This is a genomic window from Arthrobacter sp. UYEF20 (assembly GCF_040546335.1).
Taxonomy (GTDB): domain Bacteria; phylum Actinomycetota; class Actinomycetes; order Actinomycetales; family Micrococcaceae; genus Arthrobacter.
In genome coordinates this window covers 244,176-267,521 of the sequence record NZ_JBEPNP010000004.1, presented here as the reverse complement: position 1 = coordinate 267,521, position 23,346 = coordinate 244,176, and the positions used below count along the sequence as shown (strand labels likewise).

The 23,346-nt window shown below is 67.8% G+C and carries 18 protein-coding genes; 5 read left to right on the top strand and 13 right to left on the bottom strand.

Translation table 11 applies throughout. The annotated features are described in order from the left end of the window. Positions 1 to 82: 82 nt before the first annotated feature. From ABIB26_RS07100 to ABIB26_RS07085, 4 genes are all read right to left on the bottom strand, one after another. Complete coding sequence (locus tag ABIB26_RS07100) at positions 83 to 1,930, bottom strand: HNH endonuclease signature motif containing protein (protein WP_354240857.1); 1,848 nt, start codon at positions 1,928 to 1,930, stop codon at positions 83 to 85. Between the two features lie 592 nt (positions 1,931 to 2,522). Next, positions 2,523 to 3,011 carry a PTS sugar transporter subunit IIA gene (locus ABIB26_RS07095; RefSeq protein ID WP_354240855.1) on the bottom strand — a complete coding sequence of 163 codons (489 nt, stop codon included), beginning with the start codon at positions 3,009 to 3,011 and terminating at the stop codon, positions 2,523 to 2,525. Positions 3,012 to 3,088: 77 nt separating this feature from the next. Then, complete coding sequence (locus ABIB26_RS07090) at positions 3,089 to 4,840, bottom strand: glycerol-3-phosphate dehydrogenase/oxidase (protein WP_354240853.1); 1,752 nt, start codon at positions 4,838 to 4,840, stop codon at positions 3,089 to 3,091. Between the two features lie 74 nt (positions 4,841 to 4,914). Continuing rightward, positions 4,915 to 6,051, bottom strand: coding sequence for a GuaB3 family IMP dehydrogenase-related protein (locus ABIB26_RS07085; RefSeq protein ID WP_354240852.1), 1,137 nt, complete (start codon positions 6,049 to 6,051; stop codon positions 4,915 to 4,917). 260 nt (positions 6,052 to 6,311) lie between these two features. On the opposite strand from ABIB26_RS07085, the gene ABIB26_RS07080 reads away from it, so the two are divergent. Both ABIB26_RS07080 and ABIB26_RS07075 read left to right on the top strand, forming a co-directional pair. Continuing rightward, positions 6,312 to 6,956: a thioredoxin-like domain-containing protein gene (locus ABIB26_RS07080; RefSeq protein ID WP_354240850.1), complete on the top strand. Its 645-nt coding sequence runs from the start codon at positions 6,312 to 6,314 to the stop codon at positions 6,954 to 6,956. Then, positions 6,953 to 7,660 carry a DUF305 domain-containing protein gene (locus ABIB26_RS07075; RefSeq protein ID WP_354240848.1) on the top strand — a complete coding sequence of 236 codons (708 nt, stop codon included), beginning with the start codon at positions 6,953 to 6,955 and terminating at the stop codon, positions 7,658 to 7,660. Before ABIB26_RS07080 ends, ABIB26_RS07075 begins: the two co-directional genes overlap by 4 nt. Positions 7,661 to 7,719: 59 nt before the next feature. Here the strand turns inward: ABIB26_RS07075 and ABIB26_RS07070 are convergent, their stop codons facing one another. From ABIB26_RS07070 to ABIB26_RS07060, 3 genes are all read right to left on the bottom strand, one after another. Continuing rightward, positions 7,720 to 9,570 (bottom strand): ABC transporter ATP-binding protein, encoded by a 1,851-nt coding sequence (locus ABIB26_RS07070; RefSeq protein ID WP_354240846.1) that lies wholly within the window; start codon positions 9,568 to 9,570, stop codon positions 7,720 to 7,722. 179 nt (positions 9,571 to 9,749) lie between these two features. Then, a complete protein-coding gene (gene guaB / locus ABIB26_RS07065; RefSeq protein ID WP_354240844.1) occupies positions 9,750 to 11,261 on the bottom strand; it encodes an IMP dehydrogenase in 1,512 nt (503 codons plus the stop codon). A gap of 199 nt (positions 11,262 to 11,460) precedes the next feature. After that, complete coding sequence (locus ABIB26_RS07060; protein ID WP_502913632.1) at positions 11,461 to 13,461, bottom strand: acyltransferase family protein; 2,001 nt, start codon at positions 13,459 to 13,461, stop codon at positions 11,461 to 11,463. Between the two features lie 292 nt (positions 13,462 to 13,753). On the opposite strand from ABIB26_RS07060, the gene ABIB26_RS07055 reads away from it, so the two are divergent. Continuing rightward, positions 13,754 to 14,722: a DUF389 domain-containing protein gene (locus ABIB26_RS07055; RefSeq protein ID WP_354240842.1), complete on the top strand. Its 969-nt coding sequence runs from the start codon at positions 13,754 to 13,756 to the stop codon at positions 14,720 to 14,722. A gap of 79 nt (positions 14,723 to 14,801) precedes the next feature. Here the strand turns inward: ABIB26_RS07055 and groL are convergent, their stop codons facing one another. From groL to ABIB26_RS07040, 3 genes are all read right to left on the bottom strand, one after another. Then, positions 14,802 to 16,412: a chaperonin GroEL gene (groL, locus tag ABIB26_RS07050; protein WP_354240841.1), complete on the bottom strand. Its 1,611-nt coding sequence runs from the start codon at positions 16,410 to 16,412 to the stop codon at positions 14,802 to 14,804. 76 nt (positions 16,413 to 16,488) lie between these two features. Next, entirely contained in the window at positions 16,489 to 16,785 is a 297-nt protein-coding gene (groES, locus tag ABIB26_RS07045; protein WP_354240839.1) for a co-chaperone GroES, read from the bottom strand. A gap of 285 nt (positions 16,786 to 17,070) precedes the next feature. Then, positions 17,071 to 17,532, bottom strand: a complete 462-nt coding sequence (locus ABIB26_RS07040) for a hypothetical protein (RefSeq protein WP_354240837.1) — start codon at positions 17,530 to 17,532, stop codon at positions 17,071 to 17,073. Between the two features lie 56 nt (positions 17,533 to 17,588). Between ABIB26_RS07040 and ABIB26_RS07035 the strand changes: the two genes are divergently transcribed. Beyond that, the gene (locus ABIB26_RS07035) at positions 17,589 to 18,821 is read left to right on the top strand and encodes a THUMP-like domain-containing protein (RefSeq protein ID WP_354240836.1); all 1,233 of its coding nucleotides are present in this window, start codon (positions 17,589 to 17,591) and stop codon (positions 18,819 to 18,821) included. A gap of 597 nt (positions 18,822 to 19,418) precedes the next feature. Here ABIB26_RS07035 and ABIB26_RS07030 read toward each other — a convergent pair. Then, entirely contained in the window at positions 19,419 to 20,258 is an 840-nt protein-coding gene (locus tag ABIB26_RS07030) for a shikimate 5-dehydrogenase (RefSeq protein WP_354240834.1), read from the bottom strand. 239 nt (positions 20,259 to 20,497) lie between these two features. Between ABIB26_RS07030 and ABIB26_RS07025 the strand changes: the two genes are divergently transcribed. Continuing rightward, positions 20,498 to 21,649, top strand: a complete 1,152-nt coding sequence (locus tag ABIB26_RS07025) for a glutamate--cysteine ligase (RefSeq protein WP_354240832.1) — start codon at positions 20,498 to 20,500, stop codon at positions 21,647 to 21,649. Between the two features lie 69 nt (positions 21,650 to 21,718). Here ABIB26_RS07025 and tsaD read toward each other — a convergent pair whose 3' ends face one another. Continuing rightward, complete coding sequence (tsaD, locus tag ABIB26_RS07020) at positions 21,719 to 22,834, bottom strand: tRNA (adenosine(37)-N6)-threonylcarbamoyltransferase complex transferase subunit TsaD (protein WP_354240830.1); 1,116 nt, start codon at positions 22,832 to 22,834, stop codon at positions 21,719 to 21,721. Next, a complete protein-coding gene (rimI, locus tag ABIB26_RS07015) occupies positions 22,831 to 23,307 on the bottom strand; it encodes a ribosomal protein S18-alanine N-acetyltransferase (RefSeq protein ID WP_354240950.1) in 477 nt (158 codons plus the stop codon). The genes tsaD and rimI overlap by 4 nt, the downstream gene beginning before the upstream one ends. Positions 23,308 to 23,346: the final 39 nt, after the last annotated feature.

Here is a 23,346-nt window from a genome sequence, read left to right as displayed (position 1 = left end):
AGAGTGGGCAGGAGGGTCCCTACGTGGCGACGATCATCCGACACACCGGACACTCACGGCAGACAGCTGTTTTTGGTTCGGTTCAAACGATCAGAACCCCGATAACCCGGCAACCCTGGTAGGCGCTGTCTGAAGTGAGGAACATGAGCCATTCCGGGATGGGGTCGTCGAGGGGTGCTGGCCAGCCCGGATCGTCCGGGTCTTCGGCGGGCAATGGGTGCCAGGCGGTGAATTGGGGCCGGTCCGGGAATGAGTGCCAGTCCGGGAAGGGGTCCGGGGGCAGTTCCAGTTCGGGATCCCGGCCGGGGTCTGGGCCGGGGTCCGGGCACAGGTGCCTGGTTGGATCCGGGTCCGGATGTTGTCCTCGATCCGCGGGCGGGCCTCGGCCCAGGCCTGTGTCCGTGTCTGTGTCTATGTCTGTGGTCGGGATGTGGTGCCGCCAGCGGGGTGGTTCCCAGTCCTGCTGTTCGCTGGGGTAGTGCCGACCCGACGGTGAAATCCAGCCAGGTGGTTCGTTCTTGCTGGCGCCGGTTGGTTGCCAGGCGGAGCCGTGTTTGAGGCGGTGGTGACGGGGACACGGCTGTCCGAGATTCGAGATGCCGGTGGTGCCGCCGTCGGCCCAGGCCAGGAGGTGGTCTGCCTCGTTGTCCAGGGAGTGGTTGTTGCAGCCGGGGAAGGGGCACTTGGCGTCGCGGAGCCGGAGCCATTGACGCTGGGCCTTGTTGAGGCGGTAGCTGGTCCGTCCGATTTCCAGGGGTGCGCCGTCACGGGGGTCGGTCAGGACGCGGTAGAAGGAGTCGGCGCCGTCGGCGATCAGGCGGCGGGCCATCGACGGCGGGATAGGCCCGTACCCGTCCAGGGTGGCCGGTTCGTCCGTGAGGCCGAGGAGGGACAGGACCGGGACGGTGATCAGGACCTGCGCCCGCGGGGACGGGACACCCCCGGCCACGCACTGACCCATGCCGCTCCCGCCCGTGCGGGTGCCGTCGCCGGGCATGCCGGTGCCGCCGTCGGCCGCTCCGCCTGTGGTTCCGGTGCCGGGGGTGTGGCTGGTGAGGAGCCAGGTGGCGGCGATGTCGGCGCGGAGCTGGGAGAGGGGCCGGGCCTCGGCCGGGCCCTGGAGGGCGCGGGCGGCGGCGGTGGTCCGTTCCCAGATCCCGGCGGCGGTATCGGCCGGGAGGTAGGCGGAGAGCCAGGCCATGCCGTCCCGGTCCGGGGTGTATTCGACCCGCCGGTCCGCGGCGCTTTTGGTGTGGCGTTTTTCGATGCTGGCCAGGTGGTGGCGTTCCCGCCAGGTGCGGGCCTTGGCGCGGAACCGGTTCGGGACGAGGTCCCCGGCCGGGCAGCCGCGGGCGGGGTTCGGTGCGGCGGGGTCCAGGAAGTGCGCTTCGAGGGCGGCCGCTCCGGCGGGATCCAGGCTGGTGGTTTCGTCGACGATGATCCGGGCGTGCTGCCAGGAGATCGTCCCGGCCTGAAGGGCCCGCAGGGTCAGCGGCAGCGCCGTCGTCAGCGCCTGGCATTCGGACAGGAGGGCTCCGGCGGTCCGTTCGCTGACGGTCAGGACACAGGCGACCTCGGCGACCAGGGCCATCTCCCGGGCGGTGCGTTGCTGCGGGGACGCCGCCGGGGAGGCCAGGGCCCTGGTTGCCTGCAGGTATTCGGCGGCCAGCCTGACCTTCAGCGCGGCGGTCCGGGCTTCGAGCCGGGCCAGGTCGGCGAGCCCGTCCAGGCAGGCATCCGCCAGATCCCGCAACGGATCGGCGGGCGGATCAGCGCTTCGCAACGGATCGACGTCTCGCAGCGGATCGGCGCCGGGCGGATCAGTCCGATCAACGCCTGGGCCGGTGAAGGCGGCAAGCACGGCAGCGGACGCGGCGACGGCCGTCAGGGCGTCCCTGCTCTCCACACTCCAGGCTGCTCTGCTTTCCATACACTCAGTACATCAGGAGGCACCGACAGTAAGAGGTGCTGACATTTAAGAGGCGGCGACATTTATGGGCGGCGCCGGCGACCAATGGTCGTCGCCGTCAGTTCGCGCTGGCCATGTCCAGCGGGAGTTTCCGGGCTGTGGCGGGGGCAGCGGCGTTTGCCCTGGTCAGCAAGGGGTTTCGGTCCGGCCTGGACCTGGCTGTCGCCGCGCCGGGTCCGCCACGGGCCAGGTCGCGGCGGCTTGGCACAACTGGCGGGTGGCTTTGGCCAGAGTCTGGTCGAATCCCCGTCATTGTTTTTGCCTGCAAGTTCGGTGAATGCGTCCGGCATCGAAGACGACGGAGAGTCCGGTGGTGCCGGCCAAGCGGTGTAGCGATCGGTGAGTTCATCGACGATGGCGGAGAATTCAGCCACGTCGGTACACGAGACCACGGATGCGGCCCGATTCCTTCCGAGTGTAGAAACCGCTAGCTAGGAAACTCCCCTAGAGCGGGGCGGCCGGGTCCCTAACGGGCGGCCGGGTCCCTGCGTGGCGGCCGGGTCCCTGCGTGGCGACGAAGCCGACACGAAACGGGCCGGTGGCACAGATGTTGTCAGTGGTCGAAGAAGACCAGGCTTGAGTTGATGAGCTCCGCGATCACTTCGGGATCGTAGGCCCGGCGGAGCGACTCGCGGAACGATTCCTTGGACAGCGAGCGCGCCAGCGTGGCAAGTACTTCCAGGTGGTCTGAGAAGGAGCTGGCCGGCGTCGCGATCAGAAGGACCACCGTTGCCGGGCCGTCGGCGGCGCCGAAGTCGAGGGACCTGCCGTACTTCGTGATGCCGACGGCAATCGAGGTCCGTGCGACGAATTCACTGCGGGCATGGGGCAGGCCGATGCCGCCCGGAAGCCCGGTGGCGAGCTGATGCTCGCGCGCGTTGACGTGCTTGAGGAAACCCTCCAGATCGGAGATCCGTCCGGCGGCATACATCCGTTCCGCCAGCTGCGACGTGGCGTCGAGCTTGTCCGTGGCATCCATCTCAAGGACCACCATCTCGGGGGTGGTGAGTCCGGCGTCATACCTGTCCAGTGGTTCCGCCAAGAGGTGTCCCTTCGAAGTGGCGTGAGTGCGCGCCGTCCGGCAGCCTGGGGATTCGGGCTGCCGTCCGGCGTTGCCGGTCAGCGCAGCGGAACGATGTCCTCGACGCCCATTCGTGCGGCGTCGGCGGACTCATCATCCGGTTGCTCCTGGCTCAGCCGTTCGGCGTCAACCCGGGCCAGGTAATGCTTGATTTCACTCTCGCGCTGCACATCGCTCCAGCCGAGAACTTCCCCCATCAGTTTAGCGACTACCGGAGCGGCGGACACACCGCGGTCCCAGGCCTCGATGGAAATACGGGTACGCCGGGTCAGCACGTCCTGCACGTGGCGGGCCCCTTCGTGGGTGGCGGCATAGACGGCCTCGGCGGCGAGGTAGTCGTCCGCGCCCGGCAGTGGTTCCGCCAGTTCGGGGTGTGCGGTGATGAGGGCCAGCACTTCGGGGGCCATGGCACCGTAGCGGTTGAGCAGGTGCTCGATCCGTGCCACGTGGACGCCGGTTTCTTCCGCCATCCGGTTCCGTTTGTTCCAGGCGGCCTTGAAGCCGCTGGCGCCCAGCAACGGTATGGATTCCGTGCAGCTTGGCGGGACGCGTTCGTCCATGCTGCGGGTCGCCTCGTCGACGGCGTCCTTGGCCATCACCCGGTAGGTGGTCCATTTGCCGCCGGCCACCACCACAAGTCCGGGCACGGGGTGCGCCACGACGTGCTCGCGGGAGAGCTTGGCGGTGGAATCGTTCTCCCCCGCCAGCAGCGGGCGCAGCCCGGCATAGACACCCTCGACGTCTTCGCGGGTGAGTGGCCGCTTCAGGACCTTGTTCACGTGCTCCAGGATGTAGTCAATGTCCTTGCTGGAGGCCGCCGGGTGGGCCTTGTCCAGATGCCAGTCGGTATCGGTGGTCCCGATGATCCAGTGCCTGCCCCACGGAATGACGAAGAGCACGGACTTCTCGGTCCGCAGGATCAGCCCCACGGTGGACTGGACGCGGTCCCGCGGCACCACCAGGTGGATCCCCTTGGACGCGCGGACCTTGAGCTGGCCGCGGTCGGTCACCATGGCCTGGGTCTCATCCGTCCAGACACCGGTGGCGTTGATGACCTGTTTGGCGTGGATGTTGAAGGTGGAGCCGTCCTCGTGGTTGATCACTTTGGCCCCAACAACGCGTTCGCCCTCGCGCAAGAAGTCCACGACGGACATCTGGTTCACCGCGTGGGCTCCGTAGTAGGCGGCGGTGCGGATGAGGTTGGCGACGTACTTGGCGTCGTCGACCTGGCCGTCGTAGTAGCGGATGGACCCGACGAAGGCGTCGTCCTTGAGGCTCGGGGCGGCGCGCAGGGTTCCGCGGCGGCTCAGGTGTTTGTGGAAGGGGACACCGCGGCTGTGCCCGCCGGTGATGGACATCACGTCATACAGGGCGATCCCGGCGCCGACATAGGGCCGCTCAAGGAACGGCTTGGTGAGCGGGTACAGGAAGGGAACCGGCCGGGCAAGGTGCGGTGCCAGCACGGAGAGAATGAGTCCGCGTTCGTGCAATGCCTCCTTGACCAGCCCAAAGTCGAGCATTTCGAGGTACCGGAGGCCGCCGTGGATGAGCTTCGAGGACCGCGAGGAGGTCCCCGCGGCCCAGTCGTTGGCCTCCACGATCCCGACGCTCAGTCCGCGCGTGACGGCGTCCAGGGCGGCGCCGGTGCCGACGATGCCTCCGCCGACGATCAGGATGTCGAGCTCCTTGCCGGGGTCCGTTGTGCCCTTGAGCACCGCGAGTGAAGCTTCGCGTTCCGCGGGCCCAAGGGCACCGCCAGCCACGGGAGAACCGCCGGGAAAACTGTTCATGTCACGCCTCCATCGGGATCAAACCTCGTAGGGCACCAGACTACGTCCAAGTTCTCCGGATGGGCAGGGGCACGTCAGTTGCCGGCGTAGGGCGAGACGACGACGTCGACGCGCTGGAATTCCTTCAGGTCCGAATAGCCCGTGGTTGCCATCGAACGGCGCAGGGCACCGATCAGGTTGGACGTTCCGTTGGTGTGGTGGCCCGGTCCGAAGAGGACTTCCTCGAGCGGGCCCACCGTGCCGACGTTGACCCTGTCGCCACGGGGAAGCTCAAGGTGGTGCGCCTCCTGGCCCCAGTGCCAGCCCTTTCCGGGGGCTTCGTCGGCGCGGGCCAGGGCGCTGCCCAGCATCACGGCGTCGGCGCCCATGGCCATGGCCTTGACTATGTCGCCGGAGGATCCCATGCCGCCGTCGGCGATCACGTGGACGTAGCGTCCGCCGGACTCATCCATGTAGTCGCGGCGGGCCGCTGCGACATCGGAGATGGCGGAGGCCATCGGCGAGTGGATGCCGAGGGCGCGGCGGGTGGTCGTGGTGGCACCCCCGCCGAAGCCGACGAGCACACCGGCCGCGCCGGTGCGCATCAGGTGCAGCGCCGGGGTGTAGCCGGCGGCGCCGCCGACGATCACCGGGACGTCCAGTTCGTAGATGAACTGCTTGAGGTTCAGCGGCTTGTGGTCCTTGGAGACGTGCTCGGCCGAGACGGTGGTTCCGCGGATCACGAAGATGTCGACGCCGGCGGCCACCACGGTCTTGTAGTGTTCCTGGGTCCGCTGCGGGGTCAGCGAGCCTGCCACCGTCACGCCCGCGGCCCGGATCTCGGCGAGCCGGGAGGTGATCAGCTCGGGCTGGATGGGCGCCCGGTAGAGCTCCTGCATGCGGCGTGTGACGGCCGGGCTGTTGGTCTCGTCCTGGAGCGCCGCGATCTGGTCCAGCACGGACTGCGGGTCCTCGTACCGGGTCCAGAGGCCCTCGAGGTCGAGGACACCGAGTCCGCCGAGGCGGCCAAGGGCGATCACGGTTTCCGGGGACATGGCCGAATCCATCGGCGCCGCGATGACTGGCATGTCGAACTTGTAGGCATCGATCTGCCAGGAGACGGATACGTCCTTGGGGTCACGCGTACGTCGGTTGGGGACAATCGCAATGTCGTCCAGGGAGTAGGCACGACGCCCACGCTTGCCACGGCCAATTTCAATCTCGTAAGTCACTGCTCTAGGTTATCCCAGCGGGCGGGGCCAGGTACCGATGGCCCGCCCGGCTGCGCTGCGATGCCCTTGTCCCGGGGCCGGCGCCGCGGCCCGGGGCCGGCGCCGCGGCCCGGGGCCGGTCACGCCCGGCGGGGCCAAGACGACGGCGCCGTCGGTCCCGCCTGGCCTGCGGGGCTGGGACTTTCTCCGCACCCGCATCGACGATAAGATGCACAGTTGAACGTTCAAATAATACGCAGCAGGTAAGGGAGGCCATCTTCATGAGCGGCAGCAAGGCGAAACAGGCGCGGGAGAACACGGCAGCCCGGCTTCAGGCCGTCAAAGCGGCCCAGGCCCGGCAATCACGGAAGCGTAAGCTGCTCTGGGCCGGCGGCGGTACCGTCGCCGTGGCGCTGGTGGGATCCCTGGTCGCGGTGGCGCTGATCAATGATCCGCCCCCGCCCTCGGCAGCGAGCATCGAGATCGCCGGCCTTCAGACGTTCGAGAACCTGACCTCCGCCCATGTGGCCACCCCGGTGTCCTACCCGCAGTCCCCGCCCGTCGGCGGGGACCATGCCAGCGCCTGGCTTAACTGCGGTGTCTACTCCCAGCCGGTTCCGGCCGAGAACGCGGTCCACGCGCTGGAGCACGGCGCCGTCTGGGCGAGCTATGACCCGGCCGCTGTCTCGGAGGCCGACGTTGAGACCCTGCGGAAGGCGCTGCCCGGCACCTACACCGTCCTCTCCCCGCTGGCAGGAACCGCCTCACCGATCATGCTGTCCGCCTGGGGCGCCCAGGTGGGCGTGGACTCCCCCACCGACGAGCGGATCAAGGCCTTCGTCACCAAATTCTGGCAGTCGCCGAATGCCCCCGAACCCGGTGCCGCCTGCACCGGAGGCATTGACGCGCCCGGCCGCACCGCGTGAGCGCAGAGGCTGCCGCCAGTACGGCCGGGAGCCGGGTGCGGCGGCCGCTGGCCGTCCTCGCCGCCGTCCTCGCCGCCGTCGTGCTCGCCGTCGTCGCCGGCTGGGCCCTGGGCCGCCTCACCGCACCAGCCCCTGCTTTCCCCCCTGCTTTTCCCGCTGGGGGCAGCGCCGAGGCCGGCTTCGCCCGGGACATGCAGGTCCATCACCTGCAGGCGGTGGAGATGAGCACGCTCGTCCGGGACCGCACGGACGACCCGGACATCCGCCGGCTCGCGTATGACATCGCCCGGTCCCAGCAGCAGCAGGCCGGACAAATGTTCGGCTGGCTCTCCGTCTGGGGGCTGCCGCAGGCGCCCACCGCGCCCGCCATGGCGTGGATGTCCGACGGTGGCGGCCTCGCCACGCAGGACGGCGGCCACGCTGCGCACGGCAGCGGCGCGGACGCCTCCACCCCCACAACGGAAACCCTGATGCCCGGCATGGCCACCCCTGCGGAGCTGGCGGCACTCGAAGCCTCCACCGGCGCGGCGGCCGAACGCCTCTATCTGGAGCTGATGATCCGGCACCACCAGGCCGGAGTGGTCATGGCCCGGGCCATCGTGGACCGCAGCGACAACGTGGCCGTGACCTCCCTGGCGCGGTCAATCGTGACCGCCCAGCAGTCCGAGATCGACTACATGTTCCAGCTCCTCACGGCCCGGTAGCGGCTACCAGGACTCTTCCGCGACCGCCCAGCCCCGCATCATAAGCCGCCGCGCCCGCGTCACTCCCCGCTGACGTTCTCGGTATCCGGAACGGTAAGCTGCGATTCGAACATCCGGAAATACCGGCCCCGCAGCGCCACGAGTTCCTTGTGGGTGCCCTGTTCCACCACGCGGCCGTCCTCGAGCATGTACACGATGTCCGCCTTCTCGATGGTCGCGAGCCGGTGGCTGATGGCAATAATCGTGCTGCTGCGGTCGGCGAAGAGCCGCGTGAAAATCCGGTGCTCGGCCAGCGCGTCGATGGCGGAGGTGGGCTCGTCCATCACCATGAAAGAGGCGTTCCGGTAGAAGTTCCGGGCCATCGCGAGACGCTGCCATTGGCCGCCGGACAGGCCGCTGCCCTTGCGCCCGCGGGGGTCCTCCATCCAGTTGCTGACGTGGTTGTCCAGTCCGTTGGGCAGCTTGTTGAGAAAGTCCAGGGCTTCGGCGTCGGCGGCGGCCCGGCGGATCCGCCCGCCGTCCCGGGGCGAGTCGACGTCGCCGAAGAAGATGTTCTCCGCGGCGGTGGCGAACTCGTACTTGAGGAATTCCTGGCTCAGCACCGCCAGATGGCGGTGCCAGGACGTGACGTCGACGGCGGCGAGGTCGACGCCGTCGAGCAGCACCTGCCCGGAATCGGGGCGGTAGAGCCCGGCGAGGATCCGGATCAGGGTGGACTTGCCGGCACCGTTCTCCCCCACGATGGCGATGTGCTGGCCTTCCCTGATGGTCAGCGAGATGCCCTTGATGACCTCCAGTTCGCTGCCGGTATAGGTGAAGCGGATGTCCCGCAGTTCCACGGTCTTCGGCGCCTGCAGCAGGGGCGGGGCATGGCTGGAGTGCACCGGCATCGCCATGAACAGCTCGTAGTCCTTGAGGTTCGCGAGGTCCTCGTCGATGGAGCTGAGCGAGGACACGAGGTTGTTGGCGGTGGACAGGGCGCGGCTGACGATCTGCTGGACATAGAGGAACTGCCCTACCGGCTGCGCCCGGGCGATGATCTGGCCCACGACCCAGATCAGGGACACCACCTCCGCGCCGTATTGCAGGGCGTCGGCGGCGAGCTGCTTCGGGATGTAGCGTTTCTGGAAATCCAGCCGCCGCTTCTCGTCCGCGTCCCGCAGCCGGGAGCGCAGGTCCATCAGGTAGCCGACGATCCCGTAGAGGCGCATCTCGGCAATGTGCTGCGGGCGAAGCAGGTTGGTCTCGATCATCCGGCGCTGCCGGCGCGAGTCGACCTGGGTATTCCAGTGCGCGATCTGTTCGCGGGAGAGCTTGAACTGCAGGTAGACGCTGGGGACGATCGCGACCAGGACGATCACCGCGATCCACCAGCTGACCAGCAGCAGCGCGCCGATCGCCAGGATCACCGAGACGAACTGGGTGAAGATCGCGGCGATCCGGTCCAGCACCCGGCCGTAGGAATCGGAAAAGCGCTTGGCGCGGTCGTAGAGGTCGATCGTTTCCTTGTCGTCGTAGCGCCAGAACTCAAGCGCCAGGAACCGCTCATACATGAGGTCGCCCACGATCGCTCCGACCCGGAAGCTCATGAGCTGCTGGATGTACCGGTCCACGCTGCTGAAGGAACCCCAGAACAGCCCCAGCGCGGCGGTGATGATGACGTAGACGATGGCCTGCTGCCCGGCCGCGGCGTTGCCCGAGTAGGCGGCCGCGAGCGCTGTGGTGGTCAGGGCGGCGAAGTAGGTGGTGACCAGCGGCAGCAGGGCCGAGATCAGCGAGCCCACGATCTTCATCACCACTGCGGCCGGCGAGGCCCGGAAACTGACCCGGAGCACCTGCGCGACGGCCAGCGCATACGGCCTCAGCGCAAGCTTGCGCTTGGGCTCACGCGCGGGAAGGAGTTCGGACATGCCTTCAGCCTAGTTGCGGGCTCCGGCGACGCCACCCAGATGGGCACGGCACAGACGCGAGGGGCCACGGGACGAATCCCGTGGCCACTCGCGTTGGCCTGGCGCGGCCGGTATTTGCGCTGGGGCCACGCCCGCCGGGTTCCCTGGCCGAGCTTGCGAGGTTAGGGAGCGGGTGGGGATTAGCGCGAACCGTAGTTCGGTGCCTCCACCGTCATCTGGATGTCATGCGGGTGGGATTCCTTCAGCCCGGCCGGCGTGATCCGGACGAACTTACCGCGGGCCTTGAGCTCGGGGATGGTCGGGGCGCCGGTGTAGAACATGGTCTGGCGGAGGCCGCCCACCAGCTGGTAGGCCACGGAGGCGAGCGGGCCGCGGTAGGCCACGCGGCCTTCGATGCCTTCCGGGATGAGCTTGTCATCGCCGGAGACGTCGGCCTGGAAGTAGCGGTCCTTGGAGTAGGACGTGTTTTTGCCGCGGGTCTGCATCGCGCCGAGGGAACCCATGCCGCGGTAGAGCTTGAACTGCTTGCCGTTGACGAAGATCAGGTCACCCGGGGATTCATCGCAGCCCGCCAGGAGGGAGCCGAGCATGACGGTGTCCGCGCCGGCGACCAGCGCCTTGCCGATGTCGCCCGAATACTGCAGGCCGCCGTCGGCGATCAGCGGCACGCCGGCGGGGATGGCCGCCTTGGCGGACTCATAGATGGCGGTGATCTGCGGGACACCCACACCGGCCACCACCCGGGTGGTGCAGATGGAACCGGGGCCCACACCCACCTTGATGCCGTCGGCACCGGCGTCGATCAGGGCCTGGGCGCCTTCGCGGGTGGCGGCCTGGCCGCCGATGATGTCCACGTGGGCTGCCCTAGGATCCGACTTCAGGCGGCGGATCATGTCCAGCACGCCCTGCGAGTGGCCGTTGGCAGTGTCAACGAACAAGGCGTCGACGCCGGCGTCGATCAGGGCCATGGCGCGTTCCCAGCCGTCACCGAAGAAGCCGATGGCGGCACCAACTCGGAGCCGGCCTTCCTCGTCCTTGGTGGCCAGCGGATACTGCTCCGCCTTGGTGAAGTCCTTGGTGGTGATGAGGCCCTTGAGCCGGCCCTGCTCGTCAACGAGCGGAAGCTTTTCGATCTTGTTCGTGGCGAGCTTGTGGGAGGCTTCCTCACGGCTGATGCCAACGTGCCCTGTGATCAGCGGCATCTTGGTCATGACGTCGCTGACCAGCCGCAGCGGGAAGTCGGCTTCGGGCACAAAGCGGGTGTCGCGGTTGGTGACGATACCGAGGAGCCGCATGCCCTCGTCCACAACGGGGAGGCCGGAAACCCGGTACTGCGAGCAGATCTCGTCCAGTTCCGCCAGCGTTGCTTCAGGGCCGATGGTCAGCGGGTTGGTGATCATCCCGGACTCGCTGCGCTTCACGCGGTCCACCTGGTCCGCCTGGTCCTGGATGGACAGGTTGCGGTGAATGACGCCCAGGCCGCCCTGGCGTGCCATGGCGATCGCCATCCGGGATTCGGTGACGGTGTCCATGGCGGCGGACAGCAACGGTGTGCGGACGGAGATCCGCTTGGAAATCCAGGACGACGTGTCCGCCTCGGACGGGATGACGTCCGTGTGGCCGGGCAGGAGCAGGACGTCGTCGTAGGTCAGGCCAATGAAGCCGAAGGGGTTGTGTTCGGGCTGGGTCATGAGTGCGCCTCTTACCTTGGGTTACCGGGTTTCACGGGTAGGGGTTGCAGCAGATGACCAGCCAGTCATTACGGGCGTGGCCTGTGCAGAAGTGTTGAATAAATAGTAGAACCTTGGCGGCGTCCGCCATATTCCGGGGCAGCAATGTGAGCAACGGCACCCGCCCCGCCACGTCTTTTACCGTGCGACACCCGGGCCGTCACGTCCAGCCGGTGGCCGCGAGCAGCCGCTGTTCGAACATGGGGATCATGCTCTGGACATAGGTCTTGGTCAGGTGGTTGTCGTCCTTGTAGACGTACACATTGCCGACGACGGCGGGGCAGATGCCGCCGGCGCAGATGAAGTCACTCAGGTCCATGAGGTGCAGCCCGGGGACCTTGCCCCGGTACGCGTCCAGCGGCGAGGACTCGGCCAGGGATTCCTGCAGCGGCACATTGCACTCCGGGGCGTCCGGGCCGTTCTTCTGCACGCATTCGGGCATGTTCATGCTGAAGCGCGGGTTGTCGCGGATCCCCACCACTTCCATGCCGGCGTCGGTGAACGGCTTGATGCCCTCCAGATACTGGGGCACTTCAGCTTCGAACGGTGCGTCCTTGTACGTCTGCGAGGCGACAGTGAAGACGGCGTCTGGGCGGTGTTCCTGGACGTACGCGGCGCTGGCCTTGTTGAAGGCGTTGCATTCGGCGTCACGGTCCGGGGATTCCCCGCCGAAGCGGCAGTTGCCCTTCAGGAGGGTGACCACTTCCCAGCCGTGGCTCCGGGCGATGGGGCCGAGGGCCGCCATGTACTGCTGGGCATGCGAGTCGCCCAGCACCACGATCCGCTTGGTGACGGTATCCGGCCGGCTGTTCTGCAGGCAACCGGCGAGCAGGGGGTCGCTCGGGACGTTCCCGTCCGTGCACAGCCCGTCGATGTCCGCCCACTCGTTTTTCATCGCGACGGGGGCGGGGATGATCTTGGCATCCGGCGTCGACTTGCCCGCATACCCGGGCGACAAGGCGGCGGCTCCCGGCGTCAGTTCCCTTGGCTGCGACGCCGCGGCGGCCTCCTCGGCCAACAGCTTGCTCTGCCACACGGACACGGGTCCCGCGAGCAGGGCGCCGCACGCCACGATCACGACGGCGTTCCGCCAGGCGCGGCGCTGCGGCCAGTGCCATTCACGCAAGGGCTTCTCCACGAACCGGGTGGTGAGCACGGCCAGCACCACGGACGTGGCCACGATGGCCAGGCCCTGCACGAGGTTCGGCGAGCTGATCCCCATTCCGGCGAGGGCCAGCACGAGGAGAGGCCAGTGCCACAAGTAGAGGGCGTAGGAGTTGTCGCCGAGGGCAACGAGCGGCTTCCAGGTGAGGAAGCGGTCCACGCCGAAACGGCTGCCGCGCTGCCCGGCCACAATGATGGCGGCCGCGGCGAGGGTGGGCCACAGGGCCATGAAGCCGGGGAAGGAACGGTCCACGGTCAGCAGCAGACCGCAGGAGAGCATGGCGGCAAGGCCGGTCCAGCCCAGCGCCACCCGCAGGATCCTGCCGGGCTTGAGGTAGGGCACGGCGAGCGCCAGCAGGGAGCCGAGGGAGAATTCCCAGAGCCGGGCGCGGGTGTCGAAGTAGGCGTAGGCCTGGTTCGTGGCGGTCTGCTCAATCGAGTACAGCAGCGAGGCAACGAAGATTGCGCCGAAGGCCACGGCCAGCAGGACCCGATAGTTCAGCCGGTCCTGCACAGGAGTCCAGCGGCCAGGAGTCCAGCGGCCGAGGCCGCGGCCGCGGCAGAGCAGCTTGCGGAGCAGCGCGGCACCGGCAAACACGAGCGGCCACAGCAGGAAGACCTGGCCCTGGATGGACAAGGACCAGAAGTGCTGCAAGGGACTGGCACCGGAATGGTCCTGCGCGTAGTAGTCGACGGCGGTGTCCGCCAGGAGCCAGTTCTGCCGGTACAGCAGGGAGGCCCAGGCCTGGTCCAGCACATCCGGCCACCGGCTTTGCGGGAGGATGGCCCAGGTGCCGGCCAGGACGCCGAGGATGACCACGACGACGGCGGGCAGCAGCCGCTTGAGCAGGTGGAGCCAGTGGCTCAGGAGCCGCAGCGGCTTACCGCTTTCCACCTTCCGGGCGAAGCTGAGCGTCATCAGGAAGGCAGAGATCAGCAGGAAGATGTCCACCCCGCCGGAGACCCGGCCGAGCCACACATGGTAGGTGACCACCATGAGGACGGCGAGGGCCCGGAGGCCCTGGACTTCGGGGCGGTAGCTGGATTTTCGGCGCGCCGGGGAACCCGCGTCCGCGGTGCGCGGGCCGGCAATGGTTCGCTCGTTAGACACAAAGACCCCTCAGGCCGGTTTCCAAAGCATCAATGTTACCGAACCGTAATTTGTCTGGCCAATCGTGGGGGCCGGCGGTGGGGGGCGGTGCGGGACGTGCGGCAGGGCGGTGCGGGGTTTTCCGCGGCCCGAGGCCGGGCCGGCGGCTAGTCTGTTACAAGTCAGAGGAGGCCGCATTGTGATCGCGCAACTGCGAATTTGTGTCCCGGAAAAGCTGTCCGGCGTCGTGGTGGAGTGTTGCTCCGGCGAGCTCGGTGTGGCGGAAGTCGCCCGCCACCCCGGGGCGTCCGTGCTCCCTCCGGGGGACGTCATCCACGTCCTGCTGGCGAGGGAGTCGGTCGAGGGTCTGGTGGAGAAACTCCACGCCCTTAACGTCCAGGAAGTCGGCTCCATTGCGGTCACCATGCCGGACCTGGTGCTCTCCGACCGCGCCGACCAGGCGATGGCGGCCGCCCCGGGCGAAGGTGCCGACGCCGTGATCTGGGACGAGGTCTCCCAGCAGACGGGCGAAGACTCGCGGCTGACGTGGAGCTTTCTGGCCTTCCTGGTCCTGGCGACCCAGCTCGCAGCCATCGGCATCGTCACGGATTCGACCATCGCCATCGTCGGCGCCATGGCGGTCGGGCCGGAGTTCGGCCCGCTGGCTGCCCTGGCCGTGGCCCTTGTGCGCCGGCAAGGGCCGCTGGGACGCGGCGCGGCGCTGGCTCTCGGCGTCGGCTTCCCGGTCGCGATGCTGGCGGCCGCCCTGGGCGCCTGGCTGTCGTTGCCCCTCGGACTCTTCCCCGCCGATGCCCTGGACCATGGCTCCGCCGTCGACTTCATCTACCACCCGGGGCCCTACTCGCTGATCGTCGCCGTCCTGGCCGGGACCGCAGGCATGTTGTCCGTGATCAGCCAGAGGTCCTCGGCACTGATCGGGGTGTTCATTTCGGTGACGACTGTTCCGGCCGCCGGCTTCGTCGCCGTCGCCCTGGTACTGGGTGAATACGGGAAAGCCGCTGGCTCCGCCCTACAGCTGTTCCTGAATCTGGTGGGCATCGTGGTTTCGGCGGTGGCCGTACTGGTCTTCTACCGGCTCATCACCAAGCGGCTCCCCCGGGACGCCGCGCTGCGTCTGCGGCGCAAGGCCCTGCGGTCCCAGCGCTGAGCCTCGTTTCCGGGCCGGACGGCATAGAAAAGGCCGGCCCGGATGATGCCGGACCGGCCTTGACTACAGCGACTTGGAGCTAGTGCTGGTGGCCCGCGTGCTGGCCTTCATCGGCAGGCTTCTCGACCACGAGGGTTTCCGTGGTGAGAACCAGTGCCGCGATGGAGGCCGCGTTGCGGAGGGCCGCCCGCGTCACCTTCACGGGGTCGATCACGCCGGCCGCAATCAGGTCTTCGTATTCGCCGGTCTTGGCGTTGAAGCCCTGGTTGTTGGCGGATTCGGCCACCTTGGCGACGACCACGTAGCCGTCGAAGCCGGCGTTCTGGGCGATCCAGCGCAGCGGCTGGGTCAGTGCCCGGCGGACGATGCCGACAGCTGCTGCCGCGTCACCTTCGAGAGCCTGGACGGCCGGATCCTCGTCGAGCGCCTTGAGGGCGTGGATGAGGGCGGCGCCGCCGCCGGCCACGATGCCTTCTTCGAGGGCAGCGCGGGTCGAGGACACGGCGTCTTCGATGCGGTGCTTCTTTTCCTTCAGCTCGACCTCGGTGGCTGCGCCGACCTTGATCACGCCGATGCCGCCGGCCAGCTTGGCCAGGCGTTCCTGCAGCTTTTCCTTGTCCCAGTCGGAATCCGTGCGGGTCAGCTCGGCGCGCAGCTGGGAAACCCGGGCTGCGACGTCCTCGGCCGATCCGGCGCCGTCCACGATGGTGGTGTTGTCCTTCGTGACGGTGATGCGCCGGGCGGTACCCAGCACCTCGAGGCCCACCGTGTCCAGGCTAAGGCCCAGTTCCGGCGAGACAACCTGTGCACCCGTGAGGGTGGCGATGTCCTGCAGCATGGCCTTGCGGCGGTCACCGAAGCCCGGAGCCTTGACGGCAACCACGTTCAGGGTGCCGCGGATGCGGTTGACGATCAGCGTGGAGAGGGCCTCGCCGTCGACGTCTTCGGCAATGATGAAGAGCGGCTTGGAGCTCTGCAGCGCCTTTTCCAGCAGCGGCAGGAAATCCTGCACGGAGGAGATCTTGCCCTGGTTGATCAGGATCAGGGCGTCTTCGAGGACGGCTTCCTGGCGTTCCGCGTCAGTGACGAAGTACGGGGACAGGTAGCCCTTGTCGAACTGCATGCCCTCGGTGAGGACCAGTTCGGTCTGGGTGGTGGAGGATTCCTCGATGGTGATCACACCATCCTTGCCGACCTTGCCGAATGCCTCGGCCAGGAGCTCGCCCACCTCGTCGCTCTGGGCGGAGATGGAGGCGACGTTGGCGACCTGCGTACCTTCGACCGGGCGGGCGTTTTCGAGCAGGCGGGCGGCGATGGCCTCGACAGAGACCTCGATGCCGCGCTTGATCTGGCCCGGGGCGGCGCCTGCCGCAACGTTGCGGAGGCCTTCCTTGACGAGGGCCTGCGCCAGCACCGTGGCGGTGGTGGTTCCGTCACCGGCAACATCGTTGGTCTTGGTGGCGACCTCCTTGGCGAGCTGAGCGCCAAGGTTCTCGAACGGGTCGTCCAGCTCGACTTCACGGGCGATGGTGACGCCATCGTTGGTGATCGTGGGGGCGCCCCACTTCTTGTCCAGCACGACGTTGCGGCCGCGCGGGCCAAGCGTCACCTTGACCGTGTTGGCGAGCTTATCGATGCCGGCTTCAAGCGACCGGCGGGCAGCGTCGTTAAACGCAAGCTGCTTTGCCATGGTTTTGTCCTTTCAAGACAGAACCCCGCGCAACTGACCCGTCAAAGAAGGATCGGCGGCGCGGGGTCCAAGAGAGTTACTTTACGACGATCGCCAGAACGTCGCGGGCGGACAGCACGAGGTACTCGGTGCCGCCGGTCTTGACTTCAGTTCCGCCGTACTTGGAGTAGATGACAACGTCGCCGGTGGTGACGTCGATCGGAACGCGGTTGCCGTTGTCGTCGAAGCGGCCGGGGCCTACTGCGACAACTTCGCCTTCCTGCGGCTTTTCCTGCGCGGAGTCCGGGATAACCAGGCCGGAGGCCGTGGTCTGCTCGGCTTCGAGCGGGCGGACAACAATACGATCCTCAAGAGGCTTAATAGAGACCGACAAGGACCTCTCCTATTCGTCAGCAAATTCATGGACTTTAAAGCTGTGGTGCCAAGGCGTGCAAACCGTCGTCGCGGTGCCGGCAGCAGCCTGGCTGTGAAGCTTCAGGTGTTAGCACCTTCCTAGGGAGAGTGCTAATGACGACTCTATGTACATGGTTAGCACTCGGTCAAGGCGAGTGCCAGAATTTCGTTCCAGGTGAACGCCCGGGGCGGCCGGGGTGAACGCCGGCGGCGGCCAGGATGAACGCCCGGGGGGCGGCCTGGGTGAGCGCCGGCGGGGGCAGGATTACTGTCCCCCGAGGTCCTCGAAGTCCACTTCCTCGCCGTCGTCCGCCTCGTCATTCCGGCCCGGTTCATTCCGCTGGCGGTACAGCAGGAATCCGCCCGCGGCGGCGAGTGCGAGGCCGATAACCAGGGAGATGGTGCCGCCGACCTTGGCGGCAACGTAGCTCTCACGGATGGACCGGGCTTCGTCGGTGGCGTCTTTGACGTCCTTGCCGCCGACCGAATAGACGGTCGCGTTGAAGGAGTCGAGGAAAAAGATGATGACGAGCAACGCCACGCAGACGACGGCGATGACGCAGCCCGCGACCAGCGCCGGCCGGGCGTACCGGGCAAGGCCGTGTCCGGCAACGCCGTTTTCGGCACGACGCTGCCGGGCGGGACGGCCGCCGGCGTCCCGCTGTGCGGAGTCGTCCTCCAGGGGACCTTCGTCCGTGCCGTCGCCTGCCGTACCGCTGTCTTCCATGCCTTCCAGCCTAGCGGGCGCATCGGGGCACCGGCGCCTGAACTAGGCTTGATTCCATGGCTGACGCACCGCAGGACCAGATCGCCCCGCTCCTCAACCCCGAGGGCTGGGAGCTGCTGGCATCGCTGGGGCCGTACGAGGAGGATGAGGCTTTCCGGCTCAACGCCTCGCTCCGGAAGTCCGGCCACTCCCCCGAACTCGTTTCGGCGGTACTCACCCAGTCCCGGCTCCGGACCAGGGCCGAGGCCAAGTTCGGCGAATTTGCCCGGCAGATGATCTTCACCCAGGCGGGGCTGGAGCAGGCCACCCGGCTCACCGTGGCGGCCCGGCACGCGCAGCGCTTCGCGGAGGCCGGCATCCGGCACGTAGCGGACCTGGGCTGCGGCCTGGGCGCCGACTCGATGGCACTGGCGTCCCTGGACATCCAGGTCACCGCGGTGGAGATGGATGAGACCACCGCCGCGTGCGCCACCATGAACCTGATCCCGTTCCGGAACGCCACCGTGGTCCACTCCGATGCCATGGCGGTGCCGCTCGAGGGAATCGACGGCGTCTGGCTGGATCCCGCCCGCCGCACCACCTCCACCTCGGGGACCAAGCGGCTCTGGGACCCGGAGGACTTCTCCCCGCCGCTGTCCTTCGCCGAGTCCCTGGCCGGGTCCGGGCGCGCCGTCGGCGTGAAGATGGGCCCCGGCATGCCGCACGACTCGGTCCCAGCAGCTTGTGAGGCGCAATGGGTCTCGTCCGGCGGGGACGTCACCGAGGTGGCGCTGTGGTTCAACGCCGTGCGGCGTCCCGGGGTACGGCGTGCCGCCCTCCTGCTCGGCCCGCAGGGTGCCGCGGAACTCACCAGCGCCGAGGAGTTCGACGGCGGCCCGGTTGCCCCGGTGGGACCCGTCGAGGGATATCTGTACGAGCCCGACGGCGCCGTCATCCGTGCCGGGCTGGTGGCCGACGTCGCGCTCCAGCTGGGCGGGCATCTGGTGGACGAGCATATCGCCTACATCTGCGCCCCGGAGCTCAAGGACACCCCGTTCGCGCGGGCGTACCGGGTCCTGGAAGTGATGCCCTACAACGTCAAGGCGCTCAAGGCCTGGGTCAAGGACCGCGGCATCGGAGTGCTGGACATCAAGAAGCGCGGCACCTCGGTGACGCCGGAGGAGCTGCGGAAGCAGCTTCTCCCTCCTGGGAAGAACACAGCTGGCAAGCAGAAGAGCAAAGAGACGGCCACCCTGGTCCTCACCAGGATCGGCGAGGAGCGGGTGGCCATTTCGGTGGAGCCCGTCTAGCGCGAAAATAACATTTTCAGCCCGGAACGGGCGTCCCATCAAGGGCACAAAGGCCGGTGGGTATTTTCGTTAGTTCGTCGGGGTCAGGTCCAGGCGCTGGGGGCGTTGGGGTAGAGGCCGCAGGCGGTATCGCGCCAGGCCATCACGGGCGGCGGTTTCAAGGACCTCGACCAGCCTGCCGGGTCGGCCGGAATGCACCCACCTGCCTCAACCACTCGCTGCTACGCCTGAGCAGCCGCGAGCACGCACCGGCAGCCAGACCACGACGGCCTAAACGAAAAAGACCACCGGACCGGACATGCCCCGCGCCGGGTCCCGCCGATGGACATATTCCGGATATGCCCGGTCCCCGGGGCGAAGACTGGACATCTCCTCCCGGGGAAGTGGCCCAACGCCCCCAGCGGAGCCACTGCACGTGCCCCCGGATCAGGACATGCCCCGCGCCGGCGCCGGCGCATGGACATATTCCGGCTATGCCCTGTCCCGGGCGCGAAAACTGGGCATGTCCTCCCGGGCGCGAAGACTGGGCCTCAACCCACGACGAACTAACGAAAATGACCACCAGCTCCACGTCGGACGGCGGACTCTCGCGCGGGGCTACTGTGCCCGCATGAATTCCTCGGCGGCCCGGACCTGCTCATCACTGGGCCGGATGCCGGTGTACAGCACGAACTGCTCCAGCGCCTGGATGGTGGCCACCTCGGCCCCGGTGATAACGCTCTTGCCGGCCGCGCGGGCGGACTTGATGAGCGGGGTTTCCGCCGGCAGCGCGACGACGTCGAACACCACCGTCGCGGCGTCCACGGCCTCCTGCGGGAAGGACAGCGAATCGGCGTCCGGTCCGCCGGCCATGCTCCCTGCCATACCGATAGGCGTGACGTTGATGAGCAGGTCCGCCGCGCCGGACCGGGCGGAGCCCAATTCCGCGCTCCAGGCGAACCCGTATTGTTCGGCCAGGGTGCGCCCGGAGTCCTCGTTGCGGGCTATCAAGGTCACGTCCCGGAAGCCGGCGTCGCGCAGCGCCGCCACGGCGGCCTTGGCCATGCCGCCGGAGCCGCGGAGCCACACCGAGTAGTCAGTTGGGACGGCATTGCGCTGCAGCAGCTGCTCGATCGCCGTGTAGTCGGTGTTGTACGCGGTGAGCCGTCCGGCGTCGTTAACGATGGTGTTGACCGAATCGATCGCCTTGGCGGACGGGTCCATCACGTCCACGAGGGCAATGACATCCTCTTTGTACGGCATGGAGACGGCGCAGCCGCGGATTCCCAGGCCCCGCACGCCGGCAATCGCCTGGGCCAGGTCGGTGGGTGCGAAGGCCTTGTAGATCCAGTTCAGGCCAAGCTGTTCATACAGATGGTTGTGGAAGCGCGTCCCGTTGTTGCTCGGACGGGCCGAGAGGGAGATGCACAGCGTCATGTCTTTATTCAGGATGGGCACCCCTCCATTAAACGCCAGTCCATTAGACGCCAGCAGCGCCGACATCCCAGAACTGCCGTCACTACCGCTGCGGTCAGAGTCCTGTTGTGAACACTTTCACGTTCCCGCGGCAACCTGGCCACGGACCCGATGCGGCCCCTGCACTAGACTTGGACCACCGTTGCCCCCCGCCAACTTCCCTGCCAGTACCGCTGCCAGATGGGTCACGGCAACGGACAGCAGAACAGTGAAGGGACCACATGAAGATTGATTTCGCTTCATCCAGGCAATCAACTCTTGGTGTGGAATGGGAGCTCGCCCTCGTCGATGCAGAAACCGGCGAACTGGCCTCCGTCGCCAACGAGGTGCTCCGGGGGGTTGCCGCTGCGCATCCCGAGCTGAACGAGGACGACGAACACCCCCACATCAAGCAGGAGTTGCTGCTGAACACGGTGGAACTGGTCACCGGAATCTGCACCACGGTGGCGGAAGCGAAAGCCGACCTGGACAGTTCGCTCGCCGCGGTCCGCGACGTGACCGACCCCATGGGCGTCGAGATCTTCTGCGCCGGCAGCCACCCCTTCAGCCCGCCCCAGCTCCAGCCCGTGACGGACAAGGCCCGCTACGCGAAGCTCATCGACCGCACCCAGTGGTGGGGCCGCCAGATGGTCATCTACGGCGTGCACGTGCACGTCGGACTCGACAGCCGGGACAAGGTCCTCCCCGTCCTGGACGGCCTGGTCAACTACTTCCCGCACTTCCAGGCGCTCTCCGCCTCCAGCCCGTTCTGGGGCGGCGAAGACACCGGCTACGCCTCGCACCGCGCCCTGATGTTCCAGCAGCTGCCCACCGCTGGCCTGCCCTTCCAGTTCTCCAGCTGGGCGGACTACGAGACGTACGTCCAGGACATGTTCACCACCGGCGTGATCGACACGCTGTCCGAGATCCGCTGGGACATCCGTCCCGTGCCCAACCTCGGCACCATCGAGATGCGGATCTGCGACGGCCTGGCCACCCTCGAGGAGGTCGGCGCCATCGCCGCCCTGACGCAGTGCCTCGTCGACGAGTTCTCCACCACCCTGGACAACGGCGGCACCATCCCGACCATGCCGCCGTGGCATGTGCAGGAAAACAAGTGGCGCGCCGCCCGCTACGGCCTGGACGCGATCATCATCCTCGACGCCGACGGCAACGAACAGCTCGTCACCGAACACCTCCGCGAGACGGTCAAGCGGCTCGAGCCGGTCGCCGCGAAACTCGGCTGCACCGCCGAGCTGGCCGATGTCTTGAAGGTCATCGAGCGCGGCGCCGGCTACCAGCGGCAGCGCCGTGTCGCCGCCGAGCACGGCGGCGACCTGCGCGCCGTCGTCCTGGACCTCGTCAAGCAGATGCGCAAGGGCACCGAAGCCTGACTCCGCTTCCCCTCCAGGGCGGCCGCCCTCCCGTGCCGCCCGGAAGCGCGGCCGGAGCCGCCGCCGCGCTCAGGCGGAAACGCTGGTGACCGGCATGGACGAATCCGGTGCGAAGCCGATGCCGCTCGGTGCAATCCCTGCCATGACCAGCTGGGCGCCGAGGGCCGCGACCATGGCGCCATTGTCGGTGCACAGCGATAGCGGCGGGACCGTCAGCCGGATCCCGGCCGCGCTGCAGCGTTGCTCGGTGAGCTGGCGCAACCGGGAATTTGCGGCCACGCCGCCGCCCAGCAGGAGCTCGGTGATGCCGTTCTCCCGGCAGGCCAGCACTGCCTTGGCCGTGATCACGTCCACCACAGCCTCCTGGAAGGCTGCGGCGATATCCGCCACCGGCACCGCCTCGCCGCGAGCTTCGAACTGCTCGACGCAGCGGGCCACGGCGGTCTTGAGTCCGCTGAAGGACCAGTCGTAGCGGTGCGGGCCGGGTTCCTCCGCGGTTCCCATGTACTTGGGCTGGCTGAGCCCGCGCGGGAAACGGATCGCCTTGGCGTTGCCGGTGCGCGCCAGCGCGTCGATGGCCGGTCCGCCCGGGTAGCCCAGGCCGAGCAGCCGCGCCACCTTGTCGTACGCTTCGCCGGCCGCGTCATCGATCGTGGAGCCGAGCAGTTCGACGTCATCGGTGATGCTCCGGATCCGCAGGATTTCGGTGTGGCCGCCGGAAACCAGCAGCGCGCCCAGGTTTTCCGGCGGAGTCCCCGGCAGCGATCCCGGAAACGGCTCCGGTCCGCCGTCGGACTGGAGCAGTCCGACGCCGACGTGCGCCACGAGGTGGTTGATCGCGTACAGCGGCTTGCCGGTGGCAACGGCAAGCGCCTTCGCGGCACAGACTCCGACCATCAGGGCTCCCGCGAGTCCGGGACCCGAGGTGACGGCGATGGCGTCGATCTCCGCCAGCGTCACACCCGCTTCCGCGAGCGACTCCCGGAGAGTCGGCACGAAGGCGTCCAGATGGGCCCTGGAAGCGATCTCCGGGATGACCCCGCCGAACCGGACATGTTCCTCCATCGAGGACGCGACGGTGTTGGTCAGCAGCCGGGTTCCGCGGACAATCCCGACGCCGGTCTCGTCGCAGGAGGACTCGATGCCAAGGACCAGCGGCTGGTCGATGTGCTGGGTGCGGTTCATGGGCGGCCTGCTTCCCGGGGCTCAGGGGTGTCGGGGGTGTTGGCTGCGGCGTCCAGCCGGAGGCTCATGATCAGGGCGTCGACGCCGTCGCGGTAGTACCGGGGCCGGACGTGGATCTGTTCAAAACCGAAGCGGCGGTACAGCTGCTGGGCCCGGGGGTTGTCCGCGCGGACTTCCAGCAGCACGGCGTCCGCGTGCCGCAGCCGGCTTTCCCGGATGAGTTCGGTGAGGAGGGCGGAGCCGATGCCCTTGCCTTCCTGCTCCGGGACCACGGCGATGGTCTGGACGTCCGCGATCGGCTCGATGCACATCAGTCCGGCGTAGCCCACAATGTGCCCGGCATGTTCGGCGATCAGGTATCGTCGCGTTTCCGCCTGCGCCAGCTCATCAAGGAACATCCGCAACGGCCAGGCGTCCACCGGAAACAGCCGCCGCTCGAGTTCGTGCACTGCCGGGATGTCAGCCGCGGTCATGTCCCGCAGCGCTATTCCGCCGGGCAACGACGCCGGCAC

Bases quoted from the DNA above. Each gene is read 5' to 3' on its own strand.
- ABIB26_RS07100 (WP_354240857.1), bottom strand. From the start codon at position 1,930: ATGGAAAGCAGAGCAGCCTGGAGTGTGGAGAGCAGGGACGCCCTGACG.
- ABIB26_RS07090 (WP_354240853.1), bottom strand. From the start codon at position 4,840: ATGAACAGTTTTCCCGGCGGTTCTCCCGTGGCTGGCGGTGCCCTTGGG.
- ABIB26_RS07080 (WP_354240850.1), top strand. From the start codon at position 6,312: ATGAGCGGCAGCAAGGCGAAACAGGCGCGGGAGAACACGGCAGCCCGG.
- ABIB26_RS07070 (WP_354240846.1), bottom strand. From the start codon at position 9,570: ATGTCCGAACTCCTTCCCGCGCGTGAGCCCAAGCGCAAGCTTGCGCTG.
- guaB (WP_354240844.1), bottom strand. From the start codon at position 11,261: ATGACCCAGCCCGAACACAACCCCTTCGGCTTCATTGGCCTGACCTAC.
- ABIB26_RS07060 (WP_502913632.1), bottom strand. From the start codon at position 13,461: ATGGTGGTCACCTACCATGTGTGGCTCGGCCGGGTCTCCGGCGGGGTG.
- groL (WP_354240841.1), bottom strand. From the start codon at position 16,412: ATGGCAAAGCAGCTTGCGTTTAACGACGCTGCCCGCCGGTCGCTTGAA.
- ABIB26_RS07040 (WP_354240837.1), bottom strand. From the start codon at position 17,532: ATGGAAGACAGCGGTACGGCAGGCGACGGCACGGACGAAGGTCCCCTG.
- ABIB26_RS07035 (WP_354240836.1), top strand. From the start codon at position 17,589: ATGGCTGACGCACCGCAGGACCAGATCGCCCCGCTCCTCAACCCCGAG.
- ABIB26_RS07025 (WP_354240832.1), top strand. From the start codon at position 20,498: ATGAAGATTGATTTCGCTTCATCCAGGCAATCAACTCTTGGTGTGGAA.
- tsaD (WP_354240830.1), bottom strand. From the start codon at position 22,834: ATGAACCGCACCCAGCACATCGACCAGCCGCTGGTCCTTGGCATCGAG.
- rimI (WP_354240950.1), bottom strand. From the start codon at position 23,307: ATGACCGCGGCTGACATCCCGGCAGTGCACGAACTCGAGCGGCGGCTG.